Here is a 24,687-nt window from a genome sequence, read left to right on the forward strand (position 1 = left end):
ACGTATTATTTTTCTGTATTAACGGATAAATACATTGAGAACAGTGAGCATTATTTTCCTTTAATGGAGCAAACTCTTGAGCAGCTTATGAAAGCATTATCTAAATGCATTTTCCTGACGCTACCCCTGATAGTTTGAGAATAGTACATGTGACCGCATTTGTTCTCTTCGGACAAATCGGAATTGTAATCAGCCTTTTAAGTTTAATGAAAGACAGATAGATACAAACGAAATATCTGAATCCTCGGTAATTACAATAAATAAAGGCGACAATTTTTATTTATTCCATATTTTGAAAATTATGCTATGATTATATTTGTAAGTGGTTCTAGTGGGGGGTAGCCATTCGTTTAAATCGGGTGGTTTACAAATCTGCTCCCCTAGAGAAAGTGAAACACATGAGAGTGAAATTCTCATTAAGGTTCAAGGTTGAAGTTGACCTGAACCTAGTAGCTGTCATTAATTTGATAGTTGCACTCAAAGACCTCTTCCTGTAAAAAGGGTTGAGGTTTTTTATTTTATAAGAGTAATAATTTAAGGGGGATATCATGTTAGCAGCAGTATTTGGATTAATTGGTGCGTTAATTGGAGGAATAGTAGCATATAAAGCAACAGAGAAGCAATTAAAAGAGGATAGAAAGACAAGGACTATAGAAAGAGATATAAACTATAGAATTGCAGAAATGATGGTCTTCGTTTTTCTATCTGAAGAAATAAAACATAATCTAAAATAAGACAACTTGGAAAAGACTTTTGGAAAAGGATTCATTTGAAGAAATTAACAATCCAAGTAGCTATCATATGAACTTACCTAATGATGTAGAATTCAGATTTAAAGAATATAATACAATAAAATATGAATTGCTAAAGTATCCAGAGTGGAATGTTCTAAGAGCAATGAATGTATATAAAATGTTTAATATGGCCAGCCGAATTAAAAATTTTAATGAAGTAACAAAGAGTGAATATTTGTTTTTTAAAAAACAATATAAAGATGCGCACAATATTTACTATGAATCTCAAAAAGAATTCTATAATATTCAACATGAAGAAGGAAATAACCATTCGACCACTTGAATGAATGGGCTTTCTTCGAATCTTTCTTATTTTATGTAAGTTCTTAAAACATGGGCATGGGGTACCGTCACATAGCCATCAAGTTAAAAAAATTGTTGTTCCCCAAAACGAAAAAAATGAGCTGATTATAACTGTAGAGAGATAAATTTTTCGTTTTGGGGGTATTTCAAAATATTAGCTTGATGGGCATGTGGCTGTACCCCTAATAGAAGAAAAGTTGAACTTGATCAGTTCAACTCTCCTTAATTTTCGAATTAAAACTCAATGACGATTTTGCCCAGTCGCGTGCCTTCAATTAACTGTGTAAATGCTTGTTGAAAATTTTGCAATGGATAAACTGTTTCAATTACGGGAACAACCTGTTCCTTTTCTAAATAACTTAAGATTTCTTCGAGATTTTCGCTTGTTCCGTGGGCTACAAACAAATAAGGATTGCTTGCAGTAGATGTTTCCGGAGTGAGCCCGTCAAGCTGGGGGTTTGCGTTCACAAATACTCCATTCTCTTTAAGCAACTTCTCGGCATCCTCAAACTTCATGGAGCTTGCCAAGTCGAAAATAATGTCAAATTTTCTATTTAAATCTTCTGCAGAAACTTCACGATAGTAATAAGCTTCATCAGCACCAAGTTGCTTAAGTTTATCTAGCGAGCTTTTCCCACCAATAGCAATCACATGCGCATGATGTGCTTTAGCGAATTGAATAGCATAGACACCTACACCGCCATTAGCACCAATGATTAATATTTCCTTTTGATTGGAGGCTTGGGCTAATTTTATAAGGCCTTTATATGCTGTTTCAGTGCTAACCGGGAGTGCAGCCCCTTCGGTAAATGACAAACCCACAGGTAGTGATGCCAGATAGTCTTCATTAACCGAGATGTATTCAGACATTGTCTTAGCTTCTTTGACAAAATTAATGCTACCAATGACAAAGTCACCTTTTTTAAATCGTTTGCCATCAGATTCCACAACTCCACTAAATTCAAGACCCAGATTTACTTGATGATTTTTGATTTCCTCCGCTAGTAGTTCTGTATCATCATTCAAGGCAATATATTCTTCCCATGAGCTCAATGGAACAGCTTTGACTTGTATGAGCACTTCACCTGCCTGAATCATTGGTTTTTCAACTTCACCCAAGTAAAATTTATTAACTCCTTTTTTCTCTGGATCAATTAATAAGGCCTTCATGTAGATATCCTCCTCTATTTGTGGTTTCGAACTTATTTTATCCAACCATAGATTCTTCAACATGAAGTTTAAATGAAGTTGATCAAAAAAATATAGTCTTCTTGAGTAGATTCAAGAAGGCTTTGTAGATCATTAATCAATTAGATATCCGGTAACCTACGCCACGGACAGTAAGGATATATGTAGGTTTTTTTCGATCGTCTTCCAGCTTACTCCGCAAACTTTTAATATGCACATCAACGAAATTGCTACTGCCAAAGTAATCTTCACCACACAGCTGATCGACAATTTCATCACGCGTCAACGCGGTACCTCCGCCGGAAATGAGCAGTTTGAGCAGGTTGAACTCATTTTTGGTCAACTCAACTTTTACCCCCGATTTATAAACAGAAAACTGCTTCAAGTCTAGTGTAATGTTTTTATAACGAAGATGGCTTGTATAAGGCCTTGGCAACGCTTGGGTTTGGTTTATGATCTGACTAATCTTCTTCACTGCTTCCGGGACCGGACACGGCCATATCAGTAATTCATGCTCATTACTGTCTTGCTTCGCCCAATGTCCGTCTACTACAAGCAGAAGCACCGATCCCAAATGGGATGGTGTCTTTAGAGGCTCGTCTGCTACCGTCTTCGAATGGTCAATGATGACCAAATCGCTTTGAAGAGTGGCTAAAACAGGATCATTCTGATTATGAAGTACGAATACATCATAGCTGAGAACCATCAGCTCCATCGCCAGCGGAAGTATCCTGGTCGGAACTTTACTTATAATGACAATTCGTCTTGTAATTTCACAAATCGGACTTTCTTCAAATCCGATTGCATCGTGTAGATGTTGCTTTGTGTCATTCGCATCTAGAAAATCTTGCACACAGATATCCCCCTTTATTAATATTATTTCAAGTATCGATCGTAACCAGCCAGCCAATCAAAATAAATCAAGAAGATTGCAAGAACTGTATATAGAATCTACTGTTTTGTTTTTGTAATCAGTGATTTGAAGGTTGAATGCTCATGAAGAATTATATTTCTTTAAGACCGTAAAACCAAATAAAGCTCAACTCGGTATTGTTAAGATGAGTTTATTGTATCTCAAAATTCACAAAGCACCAATATGATGCTTACTTTGAATAGCCATTCAACCCCGTTTAGGAAGGTAAATCTTATAGTTCGCATGTCACAAACCGTCATATCATCGCGACATAGAGACGCAACCAATACGACAAGGGGTTGCGTAAGAAAGGATCTTCGACTGAAGTTTCACATGGAATCATACATAGATGAGTTTGAATGAAATGAGGGTGAACAATCGATGAGTGTAGATCAAAAAGCATCCATACGAAGTATTTTAGACGTATTGGCACAAGAAGGGGTAAAGACAGGCGATGTGGCTAAACAACTACCTGGAATCAGTGAAAAGCGATTTAGAAACGCATTAAAAAAAGCAGGATATGAATTTAGAAACTCTGGTCAAAAGGGTTGGTTTTTTATTGGCGAAGGTGATGAACCCCTTGATAAAAGTATTCTTGATTATGTGAAACCAAGTTCATCAACTAAGAATGAGATTTCACCTACAGTTCATCCAGCTTTCACACAAAGTAATCAGCAGTTCACAGAGAGTAATAAATAAGGAATTCACACATCATTCATCTAGTATTCACGAACAGTTCACCCAAGATGAAGTCTATATGATTAAGGAAATGCTTAAATCATGGCAAAAGGTTGCTTCAACTACACAAACCAATGAGCAAAGTCTTTATGAACATGTTAAACAGTTGCCACAAAGCGAAAAAACAAGAAAGACGATTGTGATTGATCGTGTCATTGGTAAACGTTTAGATGAGTTTTGTGAAACCGAGAGGATCAATAAATCTGATGTGTTGCATGTAGCTACCGTCAGCAAAACGAAGAAAATGTACGCTAAGAGATACGTTGCGTTAAATTTGTGCTTTTAAGCCAAATTATGTTGTATAGCAGAAATGAGATTAACACATAAAAAACCTTTATTTCATTTAGATTTGAAATAAAGTCACGATGTTTATAAAAAAGACGCGAAGTTTTGAATAAAGTCGCGATATTATAACCCTTTGGATTAGTTATCTAAAGGTTTTTTTATAGTGAAAGGAAAAGAACATTTGAAGTTGAAAAGTTGACAATAGAGTTGTTCCGTTAAAGGGCCTATTGTTGAAGAACAGCAGGGTTTTGCAAGCGAATCATGATTGGTTAAATTAGCGATGCAATTAGTTGAAGACTACTAATTGTTAGCAACCGTTACTTTTGACTAAATAGAATCATACCACGCACATACGTTCTGTTTTTTGTTATAATTTTTAGGGAAGGCTAAAAACATTGCATTGATAAAGGAGATTTTAAAATGAGTAAAGAACTAACTGTTCGTACCGAAATTTTAATTGATACACCAACTGCTAATGTATGGGAGATTCTTGTTAATCCTAAGTACGTAGCTGAGTGGGATGAACTCCCTGAGGATTACCCCCAAGAACGTATGACAACCGGAAGTAAAGTGGTATGGGATCTTCCAAATGGAGAGCAGTCCATAACAAAACTGATTAAAGCTGATGAAGAGAATGAATTAGTAATTGCGCTCTACGGTACTGGATGGGAAATTAAACCTAATGAAGGAGACGTTGCCTATCATTACAATCTTCAAGCTAAAGGTGACAAGACTTTATTAAAAATAATTATAGGCGATTTCTCCCTTATTAAAGATGGGCAAATGTATTACGATGCGTCAGTTGAATTTGCCAATAATTCAAAAACAACCATTAAAGAACTTGCAGAAAGTCTGTAATTATTAAGGTAAACTATTCACGATAAGGGGCGCATGAATTGAACAACGATGGACTGTTTCAGCAGTCCATTTTTTCTTTTATCAAAGGGGCAGGTAAGTTGAAGAGTATATTATATGTGGTCTTCAGCTTTTTCTTTATTTCATATCAGTCACCTACATTTTTGATGAAAAAATCGGAGGAGAGATTCAGATGGTTGATGAAAGATTTAATCTTACAAATTTATTTAATCTCTATAAGCAAGCAGAAGAAGAGACTAGTACTATTATTTTCGAAACCCAGATTAATAGAGGAAGATTTCTGTTTATGAGCTTTTTTGCAGAAGATGATGAAATTGCAAAAGACAGGATATTCCTATATCTAAGGAATACCAAAAGAATGGTAAATGTTAAATTGTATGGTAATCACCTGGGAGGAAATTTTTACATTTACCTCAATCAGTCCCTTAAAGATAGGATAGTTGAGGAATTGCAGCTTAACGAAAATTCTTTGGTTGAGTTTTACCCCAAACAGTTGTGTAATTATAAACAATTCAATATCTGAAGGCTTGTTTTTTTTGTACAAATATAGTTTTCTTAATGTTTTATCTTGAGGATTACCAACAGTCAATTTTTTTATAGAAAACAAATATATTTTTTCGGCCTCATCAATTGCTCCAGTTTGATTGACAATACTTACATTTTTTCTTAATAATGAAAAATACCTTTCTAATAGTAGTAATGATCTAAATATCTCGGCATCAAGTCTTCAACTATCTCGGAGCAATAAATGAATTAACAAGGGAGGGAAATCAATGCTCTTGGAAATACAAGAGGATGTTTTTGTTGAAGATCTTGAGGAGATGAAAGAAGTTTATCAATCGGTAGGTTGGATGAAGCATACCAATGATGTTATCAGACAAGTCTTTGATGCAAGTAATATTAAAGTGATTGTAAAAGTAAACAATCGTATAGTTGGTTTTGGCAGAGCTATTTCAGATGGAATATTCAATGCCGCAATATATGACATTGTAGTACATAAAGAATTTCAAAATAAGGGTATTGCCAAGCTGATGTTAAGTCATATATTAGAACAACTTAAAGACGTTTCTTGTGTTCATATGATCTCCACTACAGGAAATGAGGAATTTTATAGGAAACAAGGGCTTAGAAAAGTTAAAACCGGCATGGCTAGGTATTTAAATAGTGAATTACATAATGAATATCTTGAATAGATCTTTAGCAAAACCGGTTAATAGGTATTGCAAGTTTTGTCCCTTATGATAGAAGGCTATTACAGCAAAGAGGATCCAACAAACGCCATTCCGATGACAATACCAATAATAGCCCAAAACAGACTGAATGCCAGGCTAACGATCAGTGTTAGGATCGGCACAAAGGAGACGATAACAAAGAGGAGGAATGTTAAACCAAACGCTGCCCATGATTTAAAAAGAAAACCCACAATAGCAGAAACCACTAATGTTTCAAAACCTAATAAGGTTCTGCTGCTTTCTTGATGCTTATATCGCCTTATTCCACTTGCGATCGCTTTTGAATCCACCTAGACAGCTCCTTTCTAGTTACTCTTATTGCATACGACAAAACCTTGCTCTAAACCTGCGTAAAAGTAAAAAGCAAGCTTTATTCTAGTATTGGATGTTCTTCTTATTATCTTGAGACGGACGAAGATCCTCATAATACTGCTCAACTGTTGTACGAGACCAGTAAGGTTTTCCTGCAATCCTCTTATCTTCAGGAGGAAGCTTTAAAACTGTCCAACTAAGTGTAGACTATCCACAATCTCTCTAATGTTATACCTTCACCATATGTACATTGACATTATAACTATTCATTTTTTCCTCAAAATTAGCTGGTACATTGTTATCTGTAATACAAAAATCAATTTCCGTAAGGTCAGCAACTTTGGCAAAATTAACTTTACCAATTTTGCTATGATCTGTAAGTAACAAGGTATGTCTGGCATTAGTAATCATCATTCGTTTTATACGCGCTTCAGTAAGGTTAGGGGTGGTTATAATTCCATTATTCAGATCCAAACCATTTGTCCCAATAAATGCTTTGTCAATTCTAATCATGTTGAGTGCCTGCTCAGCGAAGGGCCCGACCAATGCTGAGGTTTCCCTCCGTAAATTGCCTCCTAGCAACATCACTTCTAAACCTGTATCTGCTAATTCCTGCATGATAATAATAGAGTTGGTCACTATCGAAAGGTTGGAAAAAGTTTTTAACTTTTTTACAAGCTCATAGGTAGAGGTTCCGGAATCTAATAGAATAGCATCTCCGGGGTTAATGAATTCTACTGCTTTTTTTGCAATGGCTTTTTTTTCTTCAATATAATCCTTTTTTCTCTCCCCAATAGATTCCTCGAAGCTAACAGGTTGTAGGAGAATAGCGCCGCCATGGGTCCTTTTTATATTATCTGTTTCCTCAAGTTCCTTTAGGTCTCTCCGTATCGTTGAATCCGAAACCTTAAACTGACGGCTTAAATCGTGTACAGATGCCCGTGACATATGACGCAAGTATTCAAGAATTTGAGATTTGCGTTCTTCCATAAACATTGTAATCACACACCTTTCTCCTTCTTCCTATTATTATAATCGATTTTTGTGGATGAAAGAAAAGCAATCATTAGATTTCAAGGTATAGGAGGACTGATCCAATGCTCATTTGTTAATAAATGAGCGTAAATAATCATAGAGTTGTATGGGTTTTAGTAACCATAAAAACTAGTGTCCACTTGATTAATGCTGAAAATACAAGTGTTTATTAAATATTTTAAATTTTTCGAAAAATCATTGACAAAAATTATTCGTGCATATATCATCATTAATAAGCAAAAATAATCAACTAGTATATGCTATAGATGGAAAACAAATCAAATAGTATTTATTTATACTCGGTTGGTGGGAAGGGGGGTAATAATCCTAATTTTGTAAGCGTTTTATAAGAAACGATTATGTAAGGAGGAAGGAAAGATATGAAGGTAAGGTATAAGAGCTTTTCTGTAGTGTTGATGGGACTATTACTACTTTTTACGACTGCTTGCGGAGTGAGCAATGAAACTTCTGGGCAAGGGGGCGAAAGCGCTGACAATTCTGGGGGTGAAAAGCTGAAAATCGGCTTAACGTTAAATAACCTGGCTAATCCGTTTTTCGTTTCGATGAGTGAAGCAGCGGAATCCTATGCTGAAGAGATGGGTGCTGAAATTATCGTTCAGGCTGCTGATGCAGACTTAGCGAAACAAACCTCCCAAATTGAAAATTTTATAACCCAGGGTGTGGACTTGATTTTACTTAATGCTGTTGACTCTGAAGGGATCGCAGGTGCTGTTGCACAGGCGGATGCCGCCGGTATTCCTGTTATAGCTGTTGATGTAGGGGCAGACGGTGGGATAGAGTCGACGGTTACCTCTGATAACTATCAAGCAGGTGTCCTTGCTGCTGAATCTATCATTGAGGACCTTAATGGAAAAGGAAATGTAGTTGTGATTGATGGGCCTCCTGTAACCGCTGTAAAAGATCGAATTGCCGGGTTTGAAGATACCATAAAGGATACGGACATCAAAGTGATTGCTAAACAAAACGGGGAAGGAAATCGAGAACAAGGGTTAAAGGTTATGGAAGGCATTCTGCAGGCCAATGAACCTGGTACGATTGACGCCGTTTTTGCTAATAACGACCCTGTGGCTATAGGGGCTGAAATAGCTCAACAGCAGGCAGACCGCCAAGATGAATTTTATATCGTAGGTGTCGATGGATCGCCTGATGTGATCGAAGCGATGAACAAGGAAGGAAGTTCTATTGCTGGTACATCCGCACAATACCCAGACAAAATGGTTAAAAAAGCTATGGATATAGGGATAAAAGTTTTAGAAGGTGAATCTGTAGATGAAGTGGTCAAAATTCCAGTTGATCTAATTACACAGGAGAATATAGATTCATATTCTGGCTGGTAAGAGTTCCAAACCTCCATGCAAGGTCCTTCTGTTAAGGACCTTGCATGAATCTGGGAAAGGGTGTGGAAGTTCATGCTTACAAATGAAAAAGTAAGAACATCTGATGTTACGGTAGAACCTGTCCTCAGTATGGAAGGGATATGCAAAACTTTTTCAGGTGTTACCGTTTTGAAAGATGTCAATATCGACCTTTATCCCGGTGAAGTACACGCTTTAATGGGAGAAAACGGTGCAGGAAAATCAACGTTAATGAAAATATTGTCTGGTATTTATACCCCAGACCAAGAAAGCGGTGCAATTACGTACAAGGGTGAACAAATTTCTTGGAAAGACCCGCTCCACGCAAGGCAAAAAGGGATCAGTGTCATCCATCAAGAGCTGAACCTCTCCTCGAACCTCTCAATCAGTGAAAATATTTTAATGGGGACGAAGTATCCAAGAAATAAACTTGGTATGGTTAAGTGGGGGGAAGTACATAATCGTGCCAGGGAAGTATTAGCTTCCATGGGACTGGATTTAAACCCAGAAGTCTTAGTTTCTTCACTCAGTACTGCGCAGCAGCAAATGGTTGAGATAGCAAGAGCGCTTTCATACAATGCAGAGTTGTTGATTATGGATGAACCGACAGCTTCTTTAACAGATAAAGAGATTGATCGGTTATTCCAAATTATCAAAGATTTAAAGAAAAATAGGGTAGCTATTGTATACATCTCACATCGTATGGACGAAATTTTTAAAATTTCTGACCGTTATACTGTTTTAAGAGATGGAGAATGGATTCAAAGTGGACCAATTGGCGAAACAAACCCAGATCACTTAGTAAGTTTAATGGTTGGCCGTGATATGAAAGACCTTTTTCAAAGAACATCTAGTAACTATATAAAAACAGAAATGGCTAAACCAGCATTAGAAGTTAGAAACTTGAGTGATTCTACCTTTGTTAAAGATCTTTCTTTTAAAATTTATCCTGGTGAAATCGTAGGTTTTGCCGGATTAGTAGGGGCCGGGCGTACAGAATTGGTCAGGTCAATATTTGGTGTTTCTAATATTCAGGATGGTGAAGTCTATATCCAAGGAAAGCAGGTGTACATTAAGTCCCCTATAGATGCGATTAAATATGGGCTTGCTCTCGTGCCGGAAAGCAGAAAGGAACAAGGATTGTTTCTGGATATGTCTGTAAAAGAAAATATTTTAATGGCCAAATTAGACACATTTATAAAAAAAGGAAAGATCAACTGGAAGGCGTTAGATCTTTCAGCTGAGCAATATATTCAAAACTTGAGAATTAAAACTGCTTCAGCCGACCAAATTATCTCGGGATTAAGCGGCGGTAATCAGCAAAAAGCTGTAATCGCAAGATGGCTCTCGACCAATCCAAAAGTATTGCTTTTAGATGAACCTACACGTGGTGTTGACATTGGAGCTAAAACCGAAATACACAAGATCATATCTGAACTTGCTGATCAAGGTCTTGCTGTATTAATGATTTCATCTGAGCTTCCTGAAATCATGGGAGTAAGTGACCGAATTTGTGTGATGCATGAGGGACGTATTATGGGAGAACTGCACAAATCGGAAGCAACACAGGAGAAGATTATGAATCTTGCCACAGGGGGGAAAGGAAAATGAGATCCACTTTGTCACCAAATCCACAGCCAAACACCCAGTCAAATACACAACCAGGATTTAACATCGCACACAGTCTGTCACTTCTATGGAACCGCCTTGGAATGATTATTATTCTTGTTTTGTTATGTATAGTGATGACGATCATCGCACCCAACTTTTTAGAAACTTCTAACATGACCAATATCCTAAAACAAGTTTCCGTAATTGCTATTTTGGCAGCTGGTATGACGATTGTCATTTTGACTGGCGGAATTGATTTGTCTGTAGGTTCGATTGTGGCTCTATCAGGAGTTGTTTCTGTAATGGCTTCCCAAGCTGGGGTCAACCCTATTTTAGCTATGATGCTTGGTATAGGAGCAGGGTATGTCATTGGTTTTATTAATGGCTTTTTTACAGCGAAAATTGGGTTACCGGCCTTTATTGTAACATTGGGTAGTATGACTTACGTCAGGGGACTTGCCTATGTATCAAGTGGAGGTTACCCTGTGGTCCTTGAATCGAGTGTATTTAAGTTTATCGGTGCAGGTTCTATTCTTTCCATTCCAACACCTATTTATATCATGTTATTTGTATATATTATCATGTTTTTCGTTTTGAAATATTCCATGTTTGGCCGTCACATCTATGCCATCGGAGGTAATGAAGAAGCAGCCAGACTAACAGGGATCAAAGTTAAGAAAACACTTATCAATGTTTATTCGATCAGCGGCCTGCTCGCCGGGTTAGGTGGAGTAGTCCTTGCAGGCCGTCTTTATTCCGGTCAGCCTACAGCAGGGAATATGTATGAATTAGATGCTATTGCGGCTGTTATTTTAGGGGGATCAAAACTGACGGGCGGCTCTGGAAGAATCCAAGGGACGATTATTGGAGTTTTGATTATGGGGGTCATCACAAACGGACTGACTCTCATGGATGTTAGTTACTATTGGCAGCTGGTTGTAAAAGGCGGGGTTATTATATCTGCTGTATTAATTGATCGGTTACGTTCCTAATGTATCTTATTTATCCTATTTAAGGAGAGTGGGAAATTGATAAAAAGAACAGGGAAATGGCTGTTAGTCTTTCTGACCTGTTTCATTGTTGTATGTCTGCCATTTACTTTAGCCATTGCCGAAGAGAATGGTTATTATGATGAACCACATCGCAATCAATACCATTTTTCCCCTGAAGCTAATTGGATGAATGATCCGAATGGAATGGTTTATTACGAAGGGGAGTACCATTTATTTTATCAGTACCATCCATATGGGAATACATGGGGGCCGATGCATTGGGGCCACGCAGTAAGTAAAGACCTTGTAAGTTGGGAACACTTGCCGATTGCTCTTTTTCCAGATGAACATGGCTCCATCTTTTCTGGAAGCGCTGTCATAGATTGGGATAATACAGCTGGTTTTGGAAAAGAGGCAATGGTAGCCATTTTTACTCACTCAGGACCGGACGGGCAGGTACAGAGTCTAGCTTATAGCCTTGATAATGGAAGAAGCTGGGATAAATATGAGGGGAATCCGGTGATGCCAGATCCACCCGTTGCAGACTGGAGAGATCCAAAGGTCTTTTGGCATGAAGAATCAAGTCAGTGGGTTATGTCTCTAGCGGCTAAAGATAAGATTATGTTCTATAACTCCCCTAACTTAAAGGATTGGGAATATGCCAGCGAGTTTGGACCTGATGGAGGTATTCAAGCAAACAGTCTAGATAGGGTCTCTTATGCCGTGTCAGCTGACAAAGGCGGTGCATTTACCTATGAGGGTGACATCACCCTCCATAAAAAGAATGGCAGAGAAGGAGAAGGAGGGCTGGTATTTCGTTCTGATAAGGATGCTCAAAACGGTTATGTTGTCCGCTTAGATGCAAAAAGCGATACAGTAATATTAAGTAAGAATGTGGAAGGAATAAATGAGGAAATGACTCGTCACTCGATGAAGTTCGACACTTTTGCTACCTATCATTTGAAGGTTGTTGTAGAAGAAGAACGGATACAGGTTTATGTTGATGAACAGCTTGTCGTTGACCAAGAAGACAGCACGTTTGAAAATGGTTTCTTTGGTTTAACCGCAGAAAGCTCAACAGCGAGCTTTCGTAACGTAGAATTTGAGAATACATCAAATTTTTTAACAAACCTATCTAGCTGGAATCCCATAAATGGCACATGGAAGAACTCTTTAGCTGGGAAAACGGGAGCGTATGAAGGTGATGCCTTTACAATTAGTGAAGAAACTACAGATAATTTTTTGTATGAAGCGGATATAAAAATTTCTGAACATAACGGCGGGGGAGCTGGAGCACTGGTTTTCCGTGCTGATGATCTTGCAGAAAACGGGTATTTCGCGAATATTGATGCCTTACATGATGTCATGAAAGTCATGAAAATTGAAAATGGGGAGATTAGTGTACTAGCTGAAAAGTCCGTACAGGTTGATACCGAACACACCTATCACATAAAGGTAGCGGCATTTGATGAAAACATTAAAGTCTATTTAGATGGAACGCTAGTACATGATTTAAATGACGGATCTTTTTCAAGTGGTAAATTAGGGTTAAATGTATGGAATTCCTCGACTTTATTCCAGAATGTCCAAAAAGGGAAAAACATTCATACAGATCGGAATACCATTGTTAACCCTGATTTTGAAACAGGGGATCTAACTGGATGGCAGCCGGTAAACGGAAATGCCTTCACAAATGATCATGTTACAGACGTCACCGATTATTGGGGAGGGTCATTTGACCAGCAGGGAAATTATCATTTATGGGGTTTTTCCGATCAACAGGAGGGAGATCGTGCGACAGGCGAGCTGCATTCTTCTTATTTTAAGCTTGGTGGATCGGGCGAAATTAATTTCTTATTAGGTGGAGGGGATGACCTCAGTAATCGTTATGTTTCTTTAATGAGGGCTGCTGATGATCAGGAGTTAATTCGTCAGGCGAACTCCAAATTTAACAATGATGAAACATATAAACGGTATAGATGGGATGCTTCGGAATTTATCGGAGAAATTCTTTATATTAAAGCTGTTGATCAGTCTACGAGCGGCTGGGGGCATATAAACCTTGACGATTTCCATGTTTACAATGAAGGCCCAATGCCAACAGACGTTGATCAAGTGGCAGAAGAGCCAAAAAGTGATAAAATTCGTCAAAGTGGAACGATAAAAGACTGGTCTGCGATCACCGGTGAATGGGTGCCTTCCACACATGGGAGTAATGGGGGGATTTGGGAATGTCCTACCTTAGTAGAGCTTCCTATTGATGGAGATCCGACTAACACGAAATGGGTCCTGCAAGTGAGCATTAATGATGGTGCCCCGGCTGGGGGGTCAGGAATGCAGTACTTTGTTGGAGACTTTGATGGAAAAACCTTTACAAATGAAAATCCTTCCGAAGAAATTCTGTGGACCGATTATGGAGCTGATTTTTATGCAGCTGTAGACTGGAACGGAATTGAAGGCGAGAATGGTGAAAAATATTGGCTGGGCTGGATGAGTAACTGGCAGTATGCGAACCATACACCAACGACTACTTGGAGAGGCTCAGGGACACTCCCACGTAAAATGGAACTTACTCAGACAGATGAAGGTTCTCGTTTGAAGCAAACACCAATTTCTCTTAATAGCATACAGGATAATAGCAACGCAATCTCTTATCAGAATAAAAAAGCTTCAGAACTCAATAATCTTCTGACTGAATTTTCTGGAGATTCGTATGAGCTGATTGCTGAATTTGATATTTCAAATACGAATGCAAAAGAGTTTGGGTTTAAAATCCGTAAAGGAGAAGAAGAACATACAACGATAGGATATGAAGTCGATGATAAGACGCTGTTTGTGGATCGTACTCATTCCGGTACTTTCGATTATGGCAGCAATGTATTAGAGAAGCATAAAGGCCCTTTATCTATAGAAAATGAGACTGTGAAAATGCATATTTTTATCGATCGTTCATCTATAGAAGTATTTGGGAACAATGGGGAAACAGTGATTACTGATCAAATCTTCCCTGATCCGTCTAGTCAAGGATTAGAAGTTTATAGCAATACAGGTGACGTCACTTTAAAATCGTTGGATATATACCCGTTGAATAGTATTTGGAAAGAAAAAAGCGGGTTTCAGTCTAAGCTGACAAGCTGGAAACCGATCTCAGGGAATTGGGCAGATACGATGGATGGAAAACAAGGGCAAAGCAGCGGTGATTCTTTCATTCTTTCTGACGAGACGGGGAGTGACTTTAAGTATGAGGCCGACATCAAAATTCTCGATTCAGATTCACACCCGGATGATCCTAGTAAAGATTTAGTCGGAAACATAGTGGGGGCAGGTGCCTTGGTCTTTCGATCAGATTCGTCAGGTGAGAATTCGTATGGGGTCAATATTGATGCGAAACATAATCAGGTGAAACTTACTAAATTTACTAATGGCATCGGTACAGACTTAGCGGCCTACAACCACGGAAATATAAAAACTAATAAAAGCTATCGCTTAAAAGTGGACGTTTCAGGTGATCACATAAAAGCTTATTTAGATAACAACCTGGTGATTGATACAAGAGATCAGTCATATAAAGAAGGACACTTAGGTCTGAACGTATGGGATGCAACGGTTTTATTTAATAAAGTGAAATTCAAACCAAATAAAAAATCACAAGAATAAATAAAGAATATGGCAGAACCATCGAATTGAACTATCAAGTCTTCAATGGCAGCTCCTTGATTGAACAGTACCCCTAAAAATGGACAGTTTAATATAAGGTACTAGGCTGCTAATAGGTGACCTCGGTATTGTACCGGGGTCATTTTTTGTAAGGACCCCTGTTATCGACGATGATGTAATACTCCATATATTCTTCAATAGCTTGCTTGACTTCAAATACAGATGAACACGCCTTGAGGTCCCATCTCTCATGTGCCCAAAAAAGGACTCCATCGGGGGCATTATCCCAACAGTTACCGCGCGAGACATCGACTGATCTAAGCCTATTACTTACTCCTCGTAAATCCCTTTTCCTTAGCTGTTTAAAAAAGTTATGAGCTTATTCTTCACGAGAAATTTTATTACCTCATTCCGCTCAATTTCTTCCACCTTTTCTTCTATGCGCCCCCCCTTATTTCCTTTGAATGTCAGCGCCTCTTAACATGTTTCTAAACCTATTTGTTTAGTGATATTTGAGCTACATCTTAGGGCTAGATTAGGTCCCATCATGGTGGTTTGAGTGTTATGTGAATAAATAAGATCTTTCTGCTGTATCTAATGGCCGCTGGTTACCGAGAAAAGAATCCCCATTTAAATAACTTTTTAATTCTGCAAAGTCCGTTCGTGTGGAGAGGCAATATAAGGTGCTCGAACAAATAAATCTTTTGAAAGAAGTATGTCTGGACTATTGTCGTATAAATAAGCCGTTTTTAGCAGTCCTTCCATCCCGGAGACTATTTCTATGAATTCAACTGCTTCCTTAAATACAATTCTTCCTGTCAAATGAATGCGGTAGCGTGTTACTTTTGTTAGGTTGACGATACATGGTTAGATGGTATAGGTTAAACAATTATAGAACGATTATGGATACTCCCCATCCATAGCTTCCTAGAAAGGGGAATTCTGAAGTGAATAGCATTCAAAGCCGTTTGTTGCTCATGTTGGTCATCTTTATCCTTCTCCCCTATTTTTTATCTGTGCTGCTCATTTATGGCTACACTAAAAATAGTGTAGAAAAGCATGAACTTGCCAATAGCCAGGGGCAGATAGAAGATAGCTCAGAGGAATTGCAGCAATACCTTAATGAAATGTTGAGTCTCCCTTACCTATTGTATCGTGACGAGGATTTGTTCCGTATTTTTAAAAATGAAGTGGAAGATTCCAGTTATTTAGAAAAAAGTATTCAGAATTTTTACTTGATGCGTAAGGAAATCCGTCAAGTGCGTTTCTATATGGATAAAGGAAACGAGTCATTCACTGTTTATAACGCTATGGTAAGTGCTCGTAAATCAAAGCCTGATTTCTTAAAGCAACCTTATATTAAACAACTATACAAATCGAATGTCAAACATATCATTGAGCCGCCACATCCCATAGAGAATTATAATAATGCAGCAATGGTGCCACAATCTGATCAAACAAAAGTAATTACCCTTCATCATAAAATGACCAATGTATTTACGGAGGAATTTCTGGGGGTCATCTCTATGGATGTTGAACTGAATAAAATTGCTCAAATTGCCAATGACTTGATGGAAGAAAAAGAGGAGTCTGTGTACCTCTTAAATGAAAATGATCAAGTGATTTACAGTAGTGACACTGAGCTGATCGGCCACCCTGCTTCTACAAAGTTAAAAACACAGCTGCAACAAGAAGAGGGGGAGAACGAGGATATCCTCCTATCTAAAACATTATCAGCCCCATTAAATGAATGGAAAATAGTGAAAGTCACCCCTAGAGAAGTTCTGTTCCATGAGGTGCGACAAACCGCTTATAAAAGTATTGTGGTCGGTTTAGGAGTTGGAGTCTTAGGGTTTATAATGATCAGTGTGATTACCTATAAAATCACTCATCCGATAAGGCGACTTACCAAAAAGGTGCGTACCATTGACGGTGGTCATACCAAGGTGCCTTTTGATGACAGAAGAAATGATGAGATCGGTTATTTGGAAAAGCATATGAAAGATATGATGGACCGCATTAACCTCCACATTGACCGGGAATATAAGCTGGAAATTGAAAATAAGGAAAACCAGTTAAGAGCCTTAAAGTCACAAGTGAATCCGCATTTCCTATTCAATGCTCTTCAATCCATCGGTGCTGTGGCTTTAAGATCAAATGCTCCAAATGTGTATCAGCTGGTGATATCATTATCAAAGATGATGCGATATTCTATGCAAGCGAACGAATGGGTAAAAGTCAAAGAGGAGATAAACTATATAGAAAGCTACCTTTCCCTGCAAATGGAACGGTTCCGTCATGATATTCATTATTCCATTGAGATAAGTCCTAAGGTATTGGAAATGAAGATTCCCAGCGTAATTCTGCAGCCACTTGTTGAGAATTTCTTTAAGCACAGTTACGAAGAGGGGTTTACCGATGCCCATTTAAGAATTTCCGGGAAAATGAAACGCGAATTCCTTTATTTTATAGTAGAAGATGATGGAGCAAGCCTGTCAGACAATGAACTTCAAGCATTAAGAAAAAACATTTATACATCTTCTCACAAAGGGGCGTACGCAAAAGAACATATTGGTCTGAAAAATATCAAAGATCGGCTGGTTCTTAATTACGGAGAAAAAGCGGGGATGAAAGTGGATACGAATCAAGGACAGGGTTTTACAGTGGAGATTTTCATCCCTGTCGATAACAAGATTACTGAATAACTCTCCCCAGTGGGAATTCGTTTTATAGAAGGAGGAAAAAGGTGTGAAGGTGTTAATTGTTGACGATGAAGTGAATGTACTTGAAGTCATTCGATTTTTAGGTGAATGGGAAACTCACGGTGTAACGGAGATCTTAGAAGCTAGTCAAGGGGAAGAAGCAAAAACAATTATAGAAGAAGAAAATCCAGAAATCGTTTTTACGGATATTAAAATGCCTGGTATGAACGGAATGGAACTCATCCAATGGCTGAATTCTATCTCCTACCAAGGGAAAGTCATCTTAATAACGGGGTATAATGACTACTCTTTCATGCGCCAAGCCATTAAACACAATAGTTTTGATTATTTGTTGAAGCCTATCGAAGCAGACGCTTTCAATGAAACTTTGAAGGAGGCTGTCGAGACCTGGAAGAAGGAAGAGCAGGAACGTCAATCAGATGAACCGCTGGATGAGGACTACGTAAAATTAAGGTTGGACCAGATTGTCACGGCAGCTTGCATGGGAGAACCTTTCGACGTGAATGATCTCCTGCCCTCACTGCCAGCAACTGAGGTTTATGAAATGACATTGCTTTCTTTTTATCACATGCATCATGCTGAACCGTACATAAAATCATTGGCTGATAAACTCATAGAGCAAAAATTAGGAAATGCATTCTCGCTTCAAAACGACCGTAACCTTTGTCTTGTTTTAACTTTGGAGAATGAATGGGTCACGGTAGAAGAATGGATGAGCGAGAATTTTGATATCCCTGTTCGTCTTGTGACCAGCGAACACCCACAGCCCTTAAGGAAGCTATCAAGTTCGTTCCGGGATCTACAGGTAGCCTTGGACCATCATCAATACCGGTCTATTCATCGCCTAGAAGATTTGAATAACGCTCGCCGTATGAAGGACATCGTGTCCTATGTTGACACCTATTATATGGAAGAGTTGAGTTTGGAAAAATTATCAAATTTATTTTTCTTCAGTCGTGAGCATATCTCCCGTAAGTTCAAACAGGAGACCGGTCTACCTTTGTCAAAATACGTAACGAAACTTAGAATCCACCAGGCGAAATGCTGGTTAAGAGATACGGATGAAACGATTTATTGTATCTCCTTATTGCTGGGTTATCAGGATGAGAAGTACTTTTCCAAACTGTTCAAAAAAGTGACAGGTTTAACACCTTTCGAGTTTAGAAACAGGAACAAAATGAAATGGCAAGAAGAACATTCAGCTTATGTGTAAAAACTCTGAGGTGATGGAATGACAAAAAAGATTCTTCATATCGGTTTAATTGGTCTGCTTCTTTCTGCATGCCAGTCAAATTCTCCAGTAGAGGAAGTGACAAAAGAACCACAAAAAGTCACCCTGAAAATTCGGAACCCTAAAATCGAAATTGCCTCCCCTTTTGAACGGATGGTTCGTGTTTATGAAGAAGAGCATCCCGGTGTCGAAATCGAAGTTCATACAGTAGGAGGGGCACTAGATGATTTCTCTGACTTGAAAGCCCAGATGGCGGCTGGAGAGGGGCCGGACATCTTCACAAATCCAGGTTATGAAAGCGCCCGATTATGGAAGAATTATTTAGAGGATCTCTCTGATCAACCCTGGGTGAATGAAGCTTATGAAAATTCCCTGGAGCCTATAACGATTGATGGCAGCATTTACGGAATGCCAATGAACTTGGAAGGTTATGGTTTTATTTATAACAAAGACTTATTTGCTGAAGCCGGCATCGAATCCCTTCCTTCCACTTTATCTGAATTAAAAGCTGCGGCAGAGAAATTGCAAAGAGCTGGGATTACTCCATTTGCCACTGGATATTATGAAAAGTGGAAGCTGGGCGACCACTTGATAAATATTGCTTTTGCCCGGCAAGAAGATCCTGCTGCTTTTATAAAAGGGTTAAATAACGGAACAAAATCTATTGAAAACAATTCAAAGTTCAAGGACCTCATAAAGTTACTGGATGTCACAGTTAAGTACGGGGGGGAAGAACCTCTATCCACTGATTACACGATGGAGATCCATAAATTCGCATCAGGAAGAGCAGCGATGATTTTACAGGGTAATTGGATCCAACCAATGATTGATCAACGTTCTCCCCACATGAACATTGGCATTCTTCCGGTTCCAATTAATGATAAACAGGAGAAGAATCCATTAGTAGTGAATACTCCTAGTTATTGGGTGATCAATAAACAAACGACCCCGGAAAAGAAAAAAGAAGCTAAAAAATTTTTGAATTGGATGGTTCACTCGAAACAGGGACAGCGGTTTTTTACCGAAGAGCTAAAGTTCATCCCGGCTTTTAAGCACCTCGAGGTAAAAGAATCCGGCCCGTTGGCCAATGAAATCATGCGATTTTATGATGATGAGCGTACAGTATCCTCCAAGTGGATCAATTTCCCAACGGGTATGCGGGAAGAATTCGGATACACTACCCAACAGTATATAAAAAATGAATTAAGCAGGAAACAGTTGTTGCAAGCCTATCAGAAATCCTGGGAGCAAGCTCAGAGGAAGTGAGCATGCTCTCAGGATTTTTGGATTCTCTTCATCAATTCACGACTAAATTCATATCAATATCGTCCATATCCAATTTCCAAAAACTCTCTTATACTTTTAATTGTACTTAGGTCGGGCCCGACAAAAAACATTCTAGGGGGAAAAACATGAATCTGAAACGTCTTGCCAAACAAGCGACGGTATTGACACTCAGCACAGTCATTCTAGCAGGGGGAAGCGATCTCGCCCATGCGGAGCCAAAAGCTCCAGAAGATTATAAAGAGGACTATGGCACTTCTCATATCACTCGTGCTGATATGAAGGATATGATCAAACAGCATGGGGATGAGGATTACACTGTACCAAAATTCGATGCATCAACCATTCAAAACATCCCTTCCGCTACAAGGGTTAATGAAGAAGGAAAAGAAATTAAATTGGATGTGTGGGATACATGGCCTCTTCAAAACGCGGACGGAACTGTAGCGGAATATAAAGGATATCATATCCTTTTTGGTTTAGCTGGTAAACCTGGAAATCCTGAAGACACATTTATTTATTTGTTCTACAAAAAAGCGGATGAAACATCAATCGACGCTTGGAAAAATGCGGGACGTGTATTTGACGAAAATGATAAGTTCGAAGCAAACGATAAATACTTAAAAAATCAATCAGAAGAATGGTCTGGTTCTGCCACGTTCACTTCTGACGGAGAAATTCGCTTGTTTTATACAAACCGTACTGATTTTAACGTAGATAAAGAGCTTTACGGAAAACAAACATTGACAACTGCACAAGTAAATATCTCTGAACTAAAAGCGGGAACTCTTCAAGTGGACGGTGTCGAAGATCATAAATCAATCTTTGAAGGCGGCGACGGATCCGTTTATCAAAATGTACAGCAAGCTTTTGGAGGCGATGAGATAAACTGGAAGGAAAACCATACCTTCAGAGACCCTCACTATATTGAGGAAAATGGTCACAAATATCTTGTATTTGAAGCAAATACAGGAACAGACTATGGGTACTCTGGAGAGAAGTCTCTCTACAATCAGGCCTATTACGGCAACAGCAACCATTTCTTCCAGAACGAAAAAGAGCAGCTCTTGAATAGCCCTAAAAAAGAGTATGCTGAGCTAGCGAATGGTGCTGTCGGAATTATTGAAATCACTGACGATTATAAATTGAAAAAAGTCATGAAGCCTTTGGTTGCCTCTAATACAGTAACAGATGAAATTGAACGCCCGAACATTTTCAAACAAGATGGCAAATGGTATCTATTCACAAGTGCCCGCGGATCTAAGATGACGATTGATGGCATTGATAACGAAGATATCTACTTGCTTGGTTATGTATCAAACTCTCTAAACGGCACATTTAAGCCAATGAACAAAACAGGTATTGTTCTTCACCACGACCTTGATCCATATGATATCACTTGGAACTACGCGCACTACCTAATCCCTCAGGAAGGTACGGACGAAACCGTAGTTACTAGTTATATGACAAACAGAGGATACTTTGAAGATCATAAGTCCACATTTGCTCCAAGCTTTAAAGTAGAGCTGAATGGTAAGAAATCATCTGTTGTTGAAGATAGCATACTTGAGCAAGGTCAAATCAAACTGCATGATGAAGAGTAAAATTTCGATGAGAAGAAAATGCCGGGATCATTCGGCATTTTCTTTTTTTTATCATAAGCAAAAGATATGGAGGTAAGGAAATATGAATGTTTTTAAAAATCATCCGAGAATGTGGCTGGGAGCCTCCTTCCTCATCCTTCTTTTTTTAGCTCTTATACTTTACATGTGGCAACAGAATAATTCTAAGGTATCTCCAGGTCCTAATTCAGAAAAGGAGCCGTACTCATATCGGGCGAATTATCATTTCACAGCTCCCGACAATTGGAAAAATGACCCGCAAAGACCCATCTATTTTAATGGGAAGTATCACTACTATTACCTCTATAACAAAGATTATCCGGTAGGAAACGGAACGGAATGGCGCCATGCGACCTCTAAAGATCTGGTTCACTGGAACGACGAAGGTGTTGCTATCATGAAATACACAGATGAAAACGGCGATCCATGGTCCGGATCTGTGGTGGTGGATTATCAAAATACAGCCGGTTTTGGGAAAGACGCCATTGTGGCTGTAGTAACCCAGCCGTCCGCAAATGGTCAGCAAGAGCAATACCTCTGGTATAGCACCGATGATGGTCAATCGTTCTCCCGTTACAAGAACAAACCCATTATGACAAATCCTGGAACAGAAGCCTTTAGAGATCCTAAAATTATTTGGGAGGAGAAGTCAAAAAAATGGGTCATGTTAATGGCGGAGGGGTCAAAAATCGGTTTTTATAAATCTGAAAACCTGAAAGACTGGCATTACACAGGCGGGTTCCAGACTGAAAATATCGGACTGATCGAGTGTCCAGACCTATTTCAAATGCGCGCTGATGACGGCAGCATAAAGTGGGTAATGGGCGTTAGTGCAAACGGCCAGGCCAAAGGAAAACCAAACGCGTATGCGTATTGGGTCGGTCATTATAATGGTAAAACCTTTGTTCCCGATCATGAGGAGCCTGAGTGGCTTGATTACGGTTTTGATTGGTATGCGGGGGTAACCTTTGAAGACGGAAAAAGTGAAGATAAGCTCGATCACCGCTATGCATTAGCATGGATGAACAACTGGGGGTATGCGAATAACACTCCGACGTTAGAAGAAGGTTTTAATGGCCAGGACTCGATTGTCAGAAAAATAGAATTGAAGAGAGATGAACAAGGTAGTTATTTTCTTGCTTCCCAGCCAAATAAAGAAATCGATCAACTGATACAGTCTACTGATACCTATCCTAAGCTCAAGGTTGCTGGCTCAAAGACACTTGATATCAAGGGAGATGTCTATCAATTGGAAGCAGACATCCTCTGGTCAGAACTTAAAAATGTAGGGATCAGACTCAGGGAATCCAGCGACAAATCCCGTCATATCGATGTTGGGATTTTTCCAGAAGAAGGGTACTCCTATGTAAACCGCGGCTCTACAAATCATCCCGATGATACAAATCAGATGCTGGAAAGCCGAGCACCGGTGGATATTAATAAAAAGAGTGTTCATCTAAAAATACTAGTTGATAAGACAAGCGTTGAAGTATTTATCGACGATGGGAAAGTTGCTCACTCCAATCAAGTCTTTCCTCCCAAAGAGGACCAAGGAATTACTCTTTTCTCTGAAGGTGGAAAGGCAATTTTTGAAAATGTAGCAATTAAGCATATGGGTTCCATCCATGACTAACCTCTTAATAATGTTAGGAGGGTTTAGTCCCTCTTCTCTTCCCTCTTGTAGTCTCTATAATAGAAGTCTTCCAATGAAATAGGTGGTAGAGATAAAGACATTAAGTTAAACACAAAAAGGATTAGGAACCAACATCTTGCATCCTCAAAACCAAAGAATTAACGTTGAACATTCAGTAATGAAATTAACAGTACTTTAAATTCTTTTGGTTTAATAAGGGGGGAGTGTATGAAGCATCCCCCTTATTAGCTCCACAATCAATTAAACTATTAACTAGCAATGTTGGAAACTCCAATCCTCTGCTCATTAAGTATTACCTACTCTAACCAGGGACTGAATTAATTATAAGATCCACTGTATTAGGACTGAATTTTGACTGGATATTCTTCATTAATACTGATATCTTATTTCACCTCATACTAATACCGTAAAGTCGGAACACCGATTATATAGGGGGTTGTACATCTTTTCTTCTAGTATTTATTTAGTTCAGGGTATGGGGCGGCATGATGTGATAACCCCCTAACCCCTGTTATGATAGGGTTTTGGAACCTTACATATAAGTTTTGACTGGATTTTTCTATAAAAAGCTTAAACATCTAAAAGTCTCTCTTAAGATAATCAATCTTAAGGGAGGTTTTTTTATGGTTAGATCCCGACACACTTCGAATTGTTATGCCAAAAAAAAGATAGAATTTAATGAAAAAGCCTCCTGTAGAACGATTCACACCCTATTGGCATCTTCAATTCTAATAACTTATGGACTAAAAACTGCCCAATTAAGTAGTAAGTGGAAAATATAACCCTTGAAAATTCTCAAAATGCGTAAATAAAATTTAAAAATTCGCTTATTTGTGGTATTATGATGAAAAATGTTCTCGA

Annotated in this window: 20 protein-coding genes and 3 pseudogenes; 18 read left to right on the plus strand and 5 right to left on the minus strand. The window is 38.6% G+C overall.

What is annotated here, in order from left to right; all coding sequences use genetic code 11:
• Nucleotides 1-548: 548 nt before the first annotated feature.
• Nucleotides 549-734, plus strand: coding sequence for a hypothetical protein (locus ABFG93_RS21825; RefSeq protein WP_347553201.1), 186 nt, complete (start codon nucleotides 549-551; stop codon nucleotides 732-734).
• A gap of 19 nt (nucleotides 735-753) precedes the next feature.
• Nucleotides 754-1,077 carry a hypothetical protein gene (locus ABFG93_RS21830; RefSeq protein ID WP_347553202.1) on the plus strand — a complete coding sequence of 108 codons (324 nt, stop codon included), beginning with the start codon at nucleotides 754-756 and terminating at the stop codon, nucleotides 1,075-1,077.
• Nucleotides 1,078-1,331: 254 nt separating this feature from the next.
• Here the strand turns inward: ABFG93_RS21830 and ABFG93_RS21835 are convergent, their stop codons facing one another.
• Both ABFG93_RS21835 and ABFG93_RS21840 read right to left on the minus strand, forming a co-directional pair.
• Nucleotides 1,332-2,267, minus strand: coding sequence for an NADP-dependent oxidoreductase (locus ABFG93_RS21835; protein ID WP_061860143.1), 936 nt, complete (start codon nucleotides 2,265-2,267; stop codon nucleotides 1,332-1,334).
• A 136-nt stretch (nucleotides 2,268-2,403) separates the two neighbouring features.
• Nucleotides 2,404-3,138: a winged helix-turn-helix domain-containing protein gene (locus ABFG93_RS21840; RefSeq protein WP_347553203.1), complete on the minus strand. Its 735-nt coding sequence runs from the start codon at nucleotides 3,136-3,138 to the stop codon at nucleotides 2,404-2,406.
• Between the two features lie 441 nt (nucleotides 3,139-3,579).
• On the opposite strand from ABFG93_RS21840, the gene ABFG93_RS21845 reads away from it, so the two are divergent.
• From ABFG93_RS21845 to ABFG93_RS21865, 5 genes are all read left to right on the plus strand, one after another.
• Entirely contained in the window at nucleotides 3,580-3,897 is a 318-nt protein-coding gene (locus ABFG93_RS21845) for a hypothetical protein (RefSeq protein ID WP_279774050.1), read from the plus strand.
• 58 nt (nucleotides 3,898-3,955) lie between these two features.
• Nucleotides 3,956-4,222, plus strand: a complete 267-nt coding sequence (locus ABFG93_RS21850; protein ID WP_347553204.1) for a hypothetical protein — start codon at nucleotides 3,956-3,958, stop codon at nucleotides 4,220-4,222.
• A 419-nt stretch (nucleotides 4,223-4,641) separates the two neighbouring features.
• The gene (locus tag ABFG93_RS21855; protein WP_347553205.1) at nucleotides 4,642-5,079 is read left to right on the plus strand and encodes an SRPBCC domain-containing protein; all 438 of its coding nucleotides are present in this window, start codon (nucleotides 4,642-4,644) and stop codon (nucleotides 5,077-5,079) included.
• 190 nt (nucleotides 5,080-5,269) lie between these two features.
• Entirely contained in the window at nucleotides 5,270-5,620 is a 351-nt protein-coding gene (locus ABFG93_RS21860; RefSeq protein WP_347553206.1) for a hypothetical protein, read from the plus strand.
• Nucleotides 5,621-5,870: 250 nt separating this feature from the next.
• A complete protein-coding gene (locus ABFG93_RS21865; protein WP_347553207.1) occupies nucleotides 5,871-6,290 on the plus strand; it encodes a GNAT family N-acetyltransferase in 420 nt (139 codons plus the stop codon).
• A 59-nt stretch (nucleotides 6,291-6,349) separates the two neighbouring features.
• Here ABFG93_RS21865 and ABFG93_RS21870 read toward each other — a convergent pair whose 3' ends face one another.
• Both ABFG93_RS21870 and ABFG93_RS21875 read right to left on the minus strand, forming a co-directional pair.
• Nucleotides 6,350-6,619: a hypothetical protein gene (locus ABFG93_RS21870; RefSeq protein WP_347553208.1), complete on the minus strand. Its 270-nt coding sequence runs from the start codon at nucleotides 6,617-6,619 to the stop codon at nucleotides 6,350-6,352.
• A 250-nt stretch (nucleotides 6,620-6,869) separates the two neighbouring features.
• On the minus strand, nucleotides 6,870-7,637 hold the full coding sequence (locus ABFG93_RS21875) for a DeoR/GlpR family DNA-binding transcription regulator (RefSeq protein WP_347553237.1): 768 nt from the start codon (nucleotides 7,635-7,637) through the stop codon (nucleotides 6,870-6,872).
• 419 nt (nucleotides 7,638-8,056) lie between these two features.
• Here ABFG93_RS21875 and ABFG93_RS21880 point away from each other — a divergent pair, with 419 nt between their 5' ends.
• The 6 genes and pseudogenes from ABFG93_RS21880 to ABFG93_RS23230 all read left to right on the plus strand — a co-directional run bounded on the left by ABFG93_RS21880 (nucleotide 8,057) and on the right by ABFG93_RS23230 (nucleotide 15,312).
• Nucleotides 8,057-9,034, plus strand: coding sequence for a substrate-binding domain-containing protein (locus ABFG93_RS21880; RefSeq protein WP_347553209.1), 978 nt, complete (start codon nucleotides 8,057-8,059; stop codon nucleotides 9,032-9,034).
• Between the two features lie 72 nt (nucleotides 9,035-9,106).
• The gene (locus tag ABFG93_RS21885; RefSeq protein WP_347553210.1) at nucleotides 9,107-10,663 is read left to right on the plus strand and encodes a sugar ABC transporter ATP-binding protein; all 1,557 of its coding nucleotides are present in this window, start codon (nucleotides 9,107-9,109) and stop codon (nucleotides 10,661-10,663) included.
• Complete coding sequence (locus ABFG93_RS21890; RefSeq protein ID WP_347553211.1) at nucleotides 10,660-11,655, plus strand: ABC transporter permease; 996 nt, start codon at nucleotides 10,660-10,662, stop codon at nucleotides 11,653-11,655. Before ABFG93_RS21885 ends, ABFG93_RS21890 begins: the two co-directional genes overlap by 4 nt.
• Nucleotides 11,656-11,727: 72 nt before the next feature.
• Nucleotides 11,728-12,747: pseudogene (locus tag ABFG93_RS23220) on the plus strand (glycoside hydrolase family 32 protein); the annotation flags it as partial.
• 48 nt (nucleotides 12,748-12,795) lie between these two features.
• A pseudogene (locus tag ABFG93_RS23225) lies at nucleotides 12,796-13,233 on the plus strand (family 16 glycoside hydrolase); the annotation flags it as partial.
• A gap of 321 nt (nucleotides 13,234-13,554) precedes the next feature.
• Nucleotides 13,555-15,312: a GH32 C-terminal domain-containing protein gene (locus ABFG93_RS23230; RefSeq protein ID WP_431522114.1), complete on the plus strand. Its 1,758-nt coding sequence runs from the start codon at nucleotides 13,555-13,557 to the stop codon at nucleotides 15,310-15,312.
• A gap of 101 nt (nucleotides 15,313-15,413) precedes the next feature.
• Here ABFG93_RS23230 and ABFG93_RS23235 read toward each other — a convergent pair.
• Nucleotides 15,414-15,636, minus strand: a pseudogene (locus tag ABFG93_RS23235) (IS3 family transposase); the annotation flags it as partial.
• Nucleotides 15,637-16,259: 623 nt separating this feature from the next.
• Between ABFG93_RS23235 and ABFG93_RS21905 the strand changes: the two are divergent.
• The 5 genes from ABFG93_RS21905 to ABFG93_RS21925 all read left to right on the plus strand — a co-directional run bounded on the left by ABFG93_RS21905 (nucleotide 16,260) and on the right by ABFG93_RS21925 (nucleotide 23,805).
• Nucleotides 16,260-18,017, plus strand: coding sequence for a cache domain-containing sensor histidine kinase (locus ABFG93_RS21905; RefSeq protein ID WP_347553212.1), 1,758 nt, complete (start codon nucleotides 16,260-16,262; stop codon nucleotides 18,015-18,017).
• Between the two features lie 43 nt (nucleotides 18,018-18,060).
• Nucleotides 18,061-19,248: a response regulator transcription factor gene (locus ABFG93_RS21910; protein WP_347553213.1), complete on the plus strand. Its 1,188-nt coding sequence runs from the start codon at nucleotides 18,061-18,063 to the stop codon at nucleotides 19,246-19,248.
• 18 nt (nucleotides 19,249-19,266) lie between these two features.
• Complete coding sequence (locus ABFG93_RS21915) at nucleotides 19,267-20,532, plus strand: ABC transporter substrate-binding protein (protein ID WP_347553214.1); 1,266 nt, start codon at nucleotides 19,267-19,269, stop codon at nucleotides 20,530-20,532.
• A 146-nt stretch (nucleotides 20,533-20,678) separates the two neighbouring features.
• Nucleotides 20,679-22,154 (plus strand): glycoside hydrolase family 68 protein, encoded by a 1,476-nt coding sequence (locus tag ABFG93_RS21920; protein WP_347553215.1) that lies wholly within the window; start codon nucleotides 20,679-20,681, stop codon nucleotides 22,152-22,154.
• Between the two features lie 163 nt (nucleotides 22,155-22,317).
• Complete coding sequence (locus ABFG93_RS21925; RefSeq protein WP_347553239.1) at nucleotides 22,318-23,805, plus strand: glycoside hydrolase family 32 protein; 1,488 nt, start codon at nucleotides 22,318-22,320, stop codon at nucleotides 23,803-23,805.
• The last annotated feature ends 882 nt before the right edge of the window (nucleotides 23,806-24,687 follow it).

Source organism: Pseudalkalibacillus hwajinpoensis (genome assembly GCF_039851965.1).
In the GTDB taxonomy this organism is placed as follows: domain Bacteria; phylum Bacillota; class Bacilli; order Bacillales; family Guptibacillaceae; genus Guptibacillus; species Guptibacillus hwajinpoensis_E.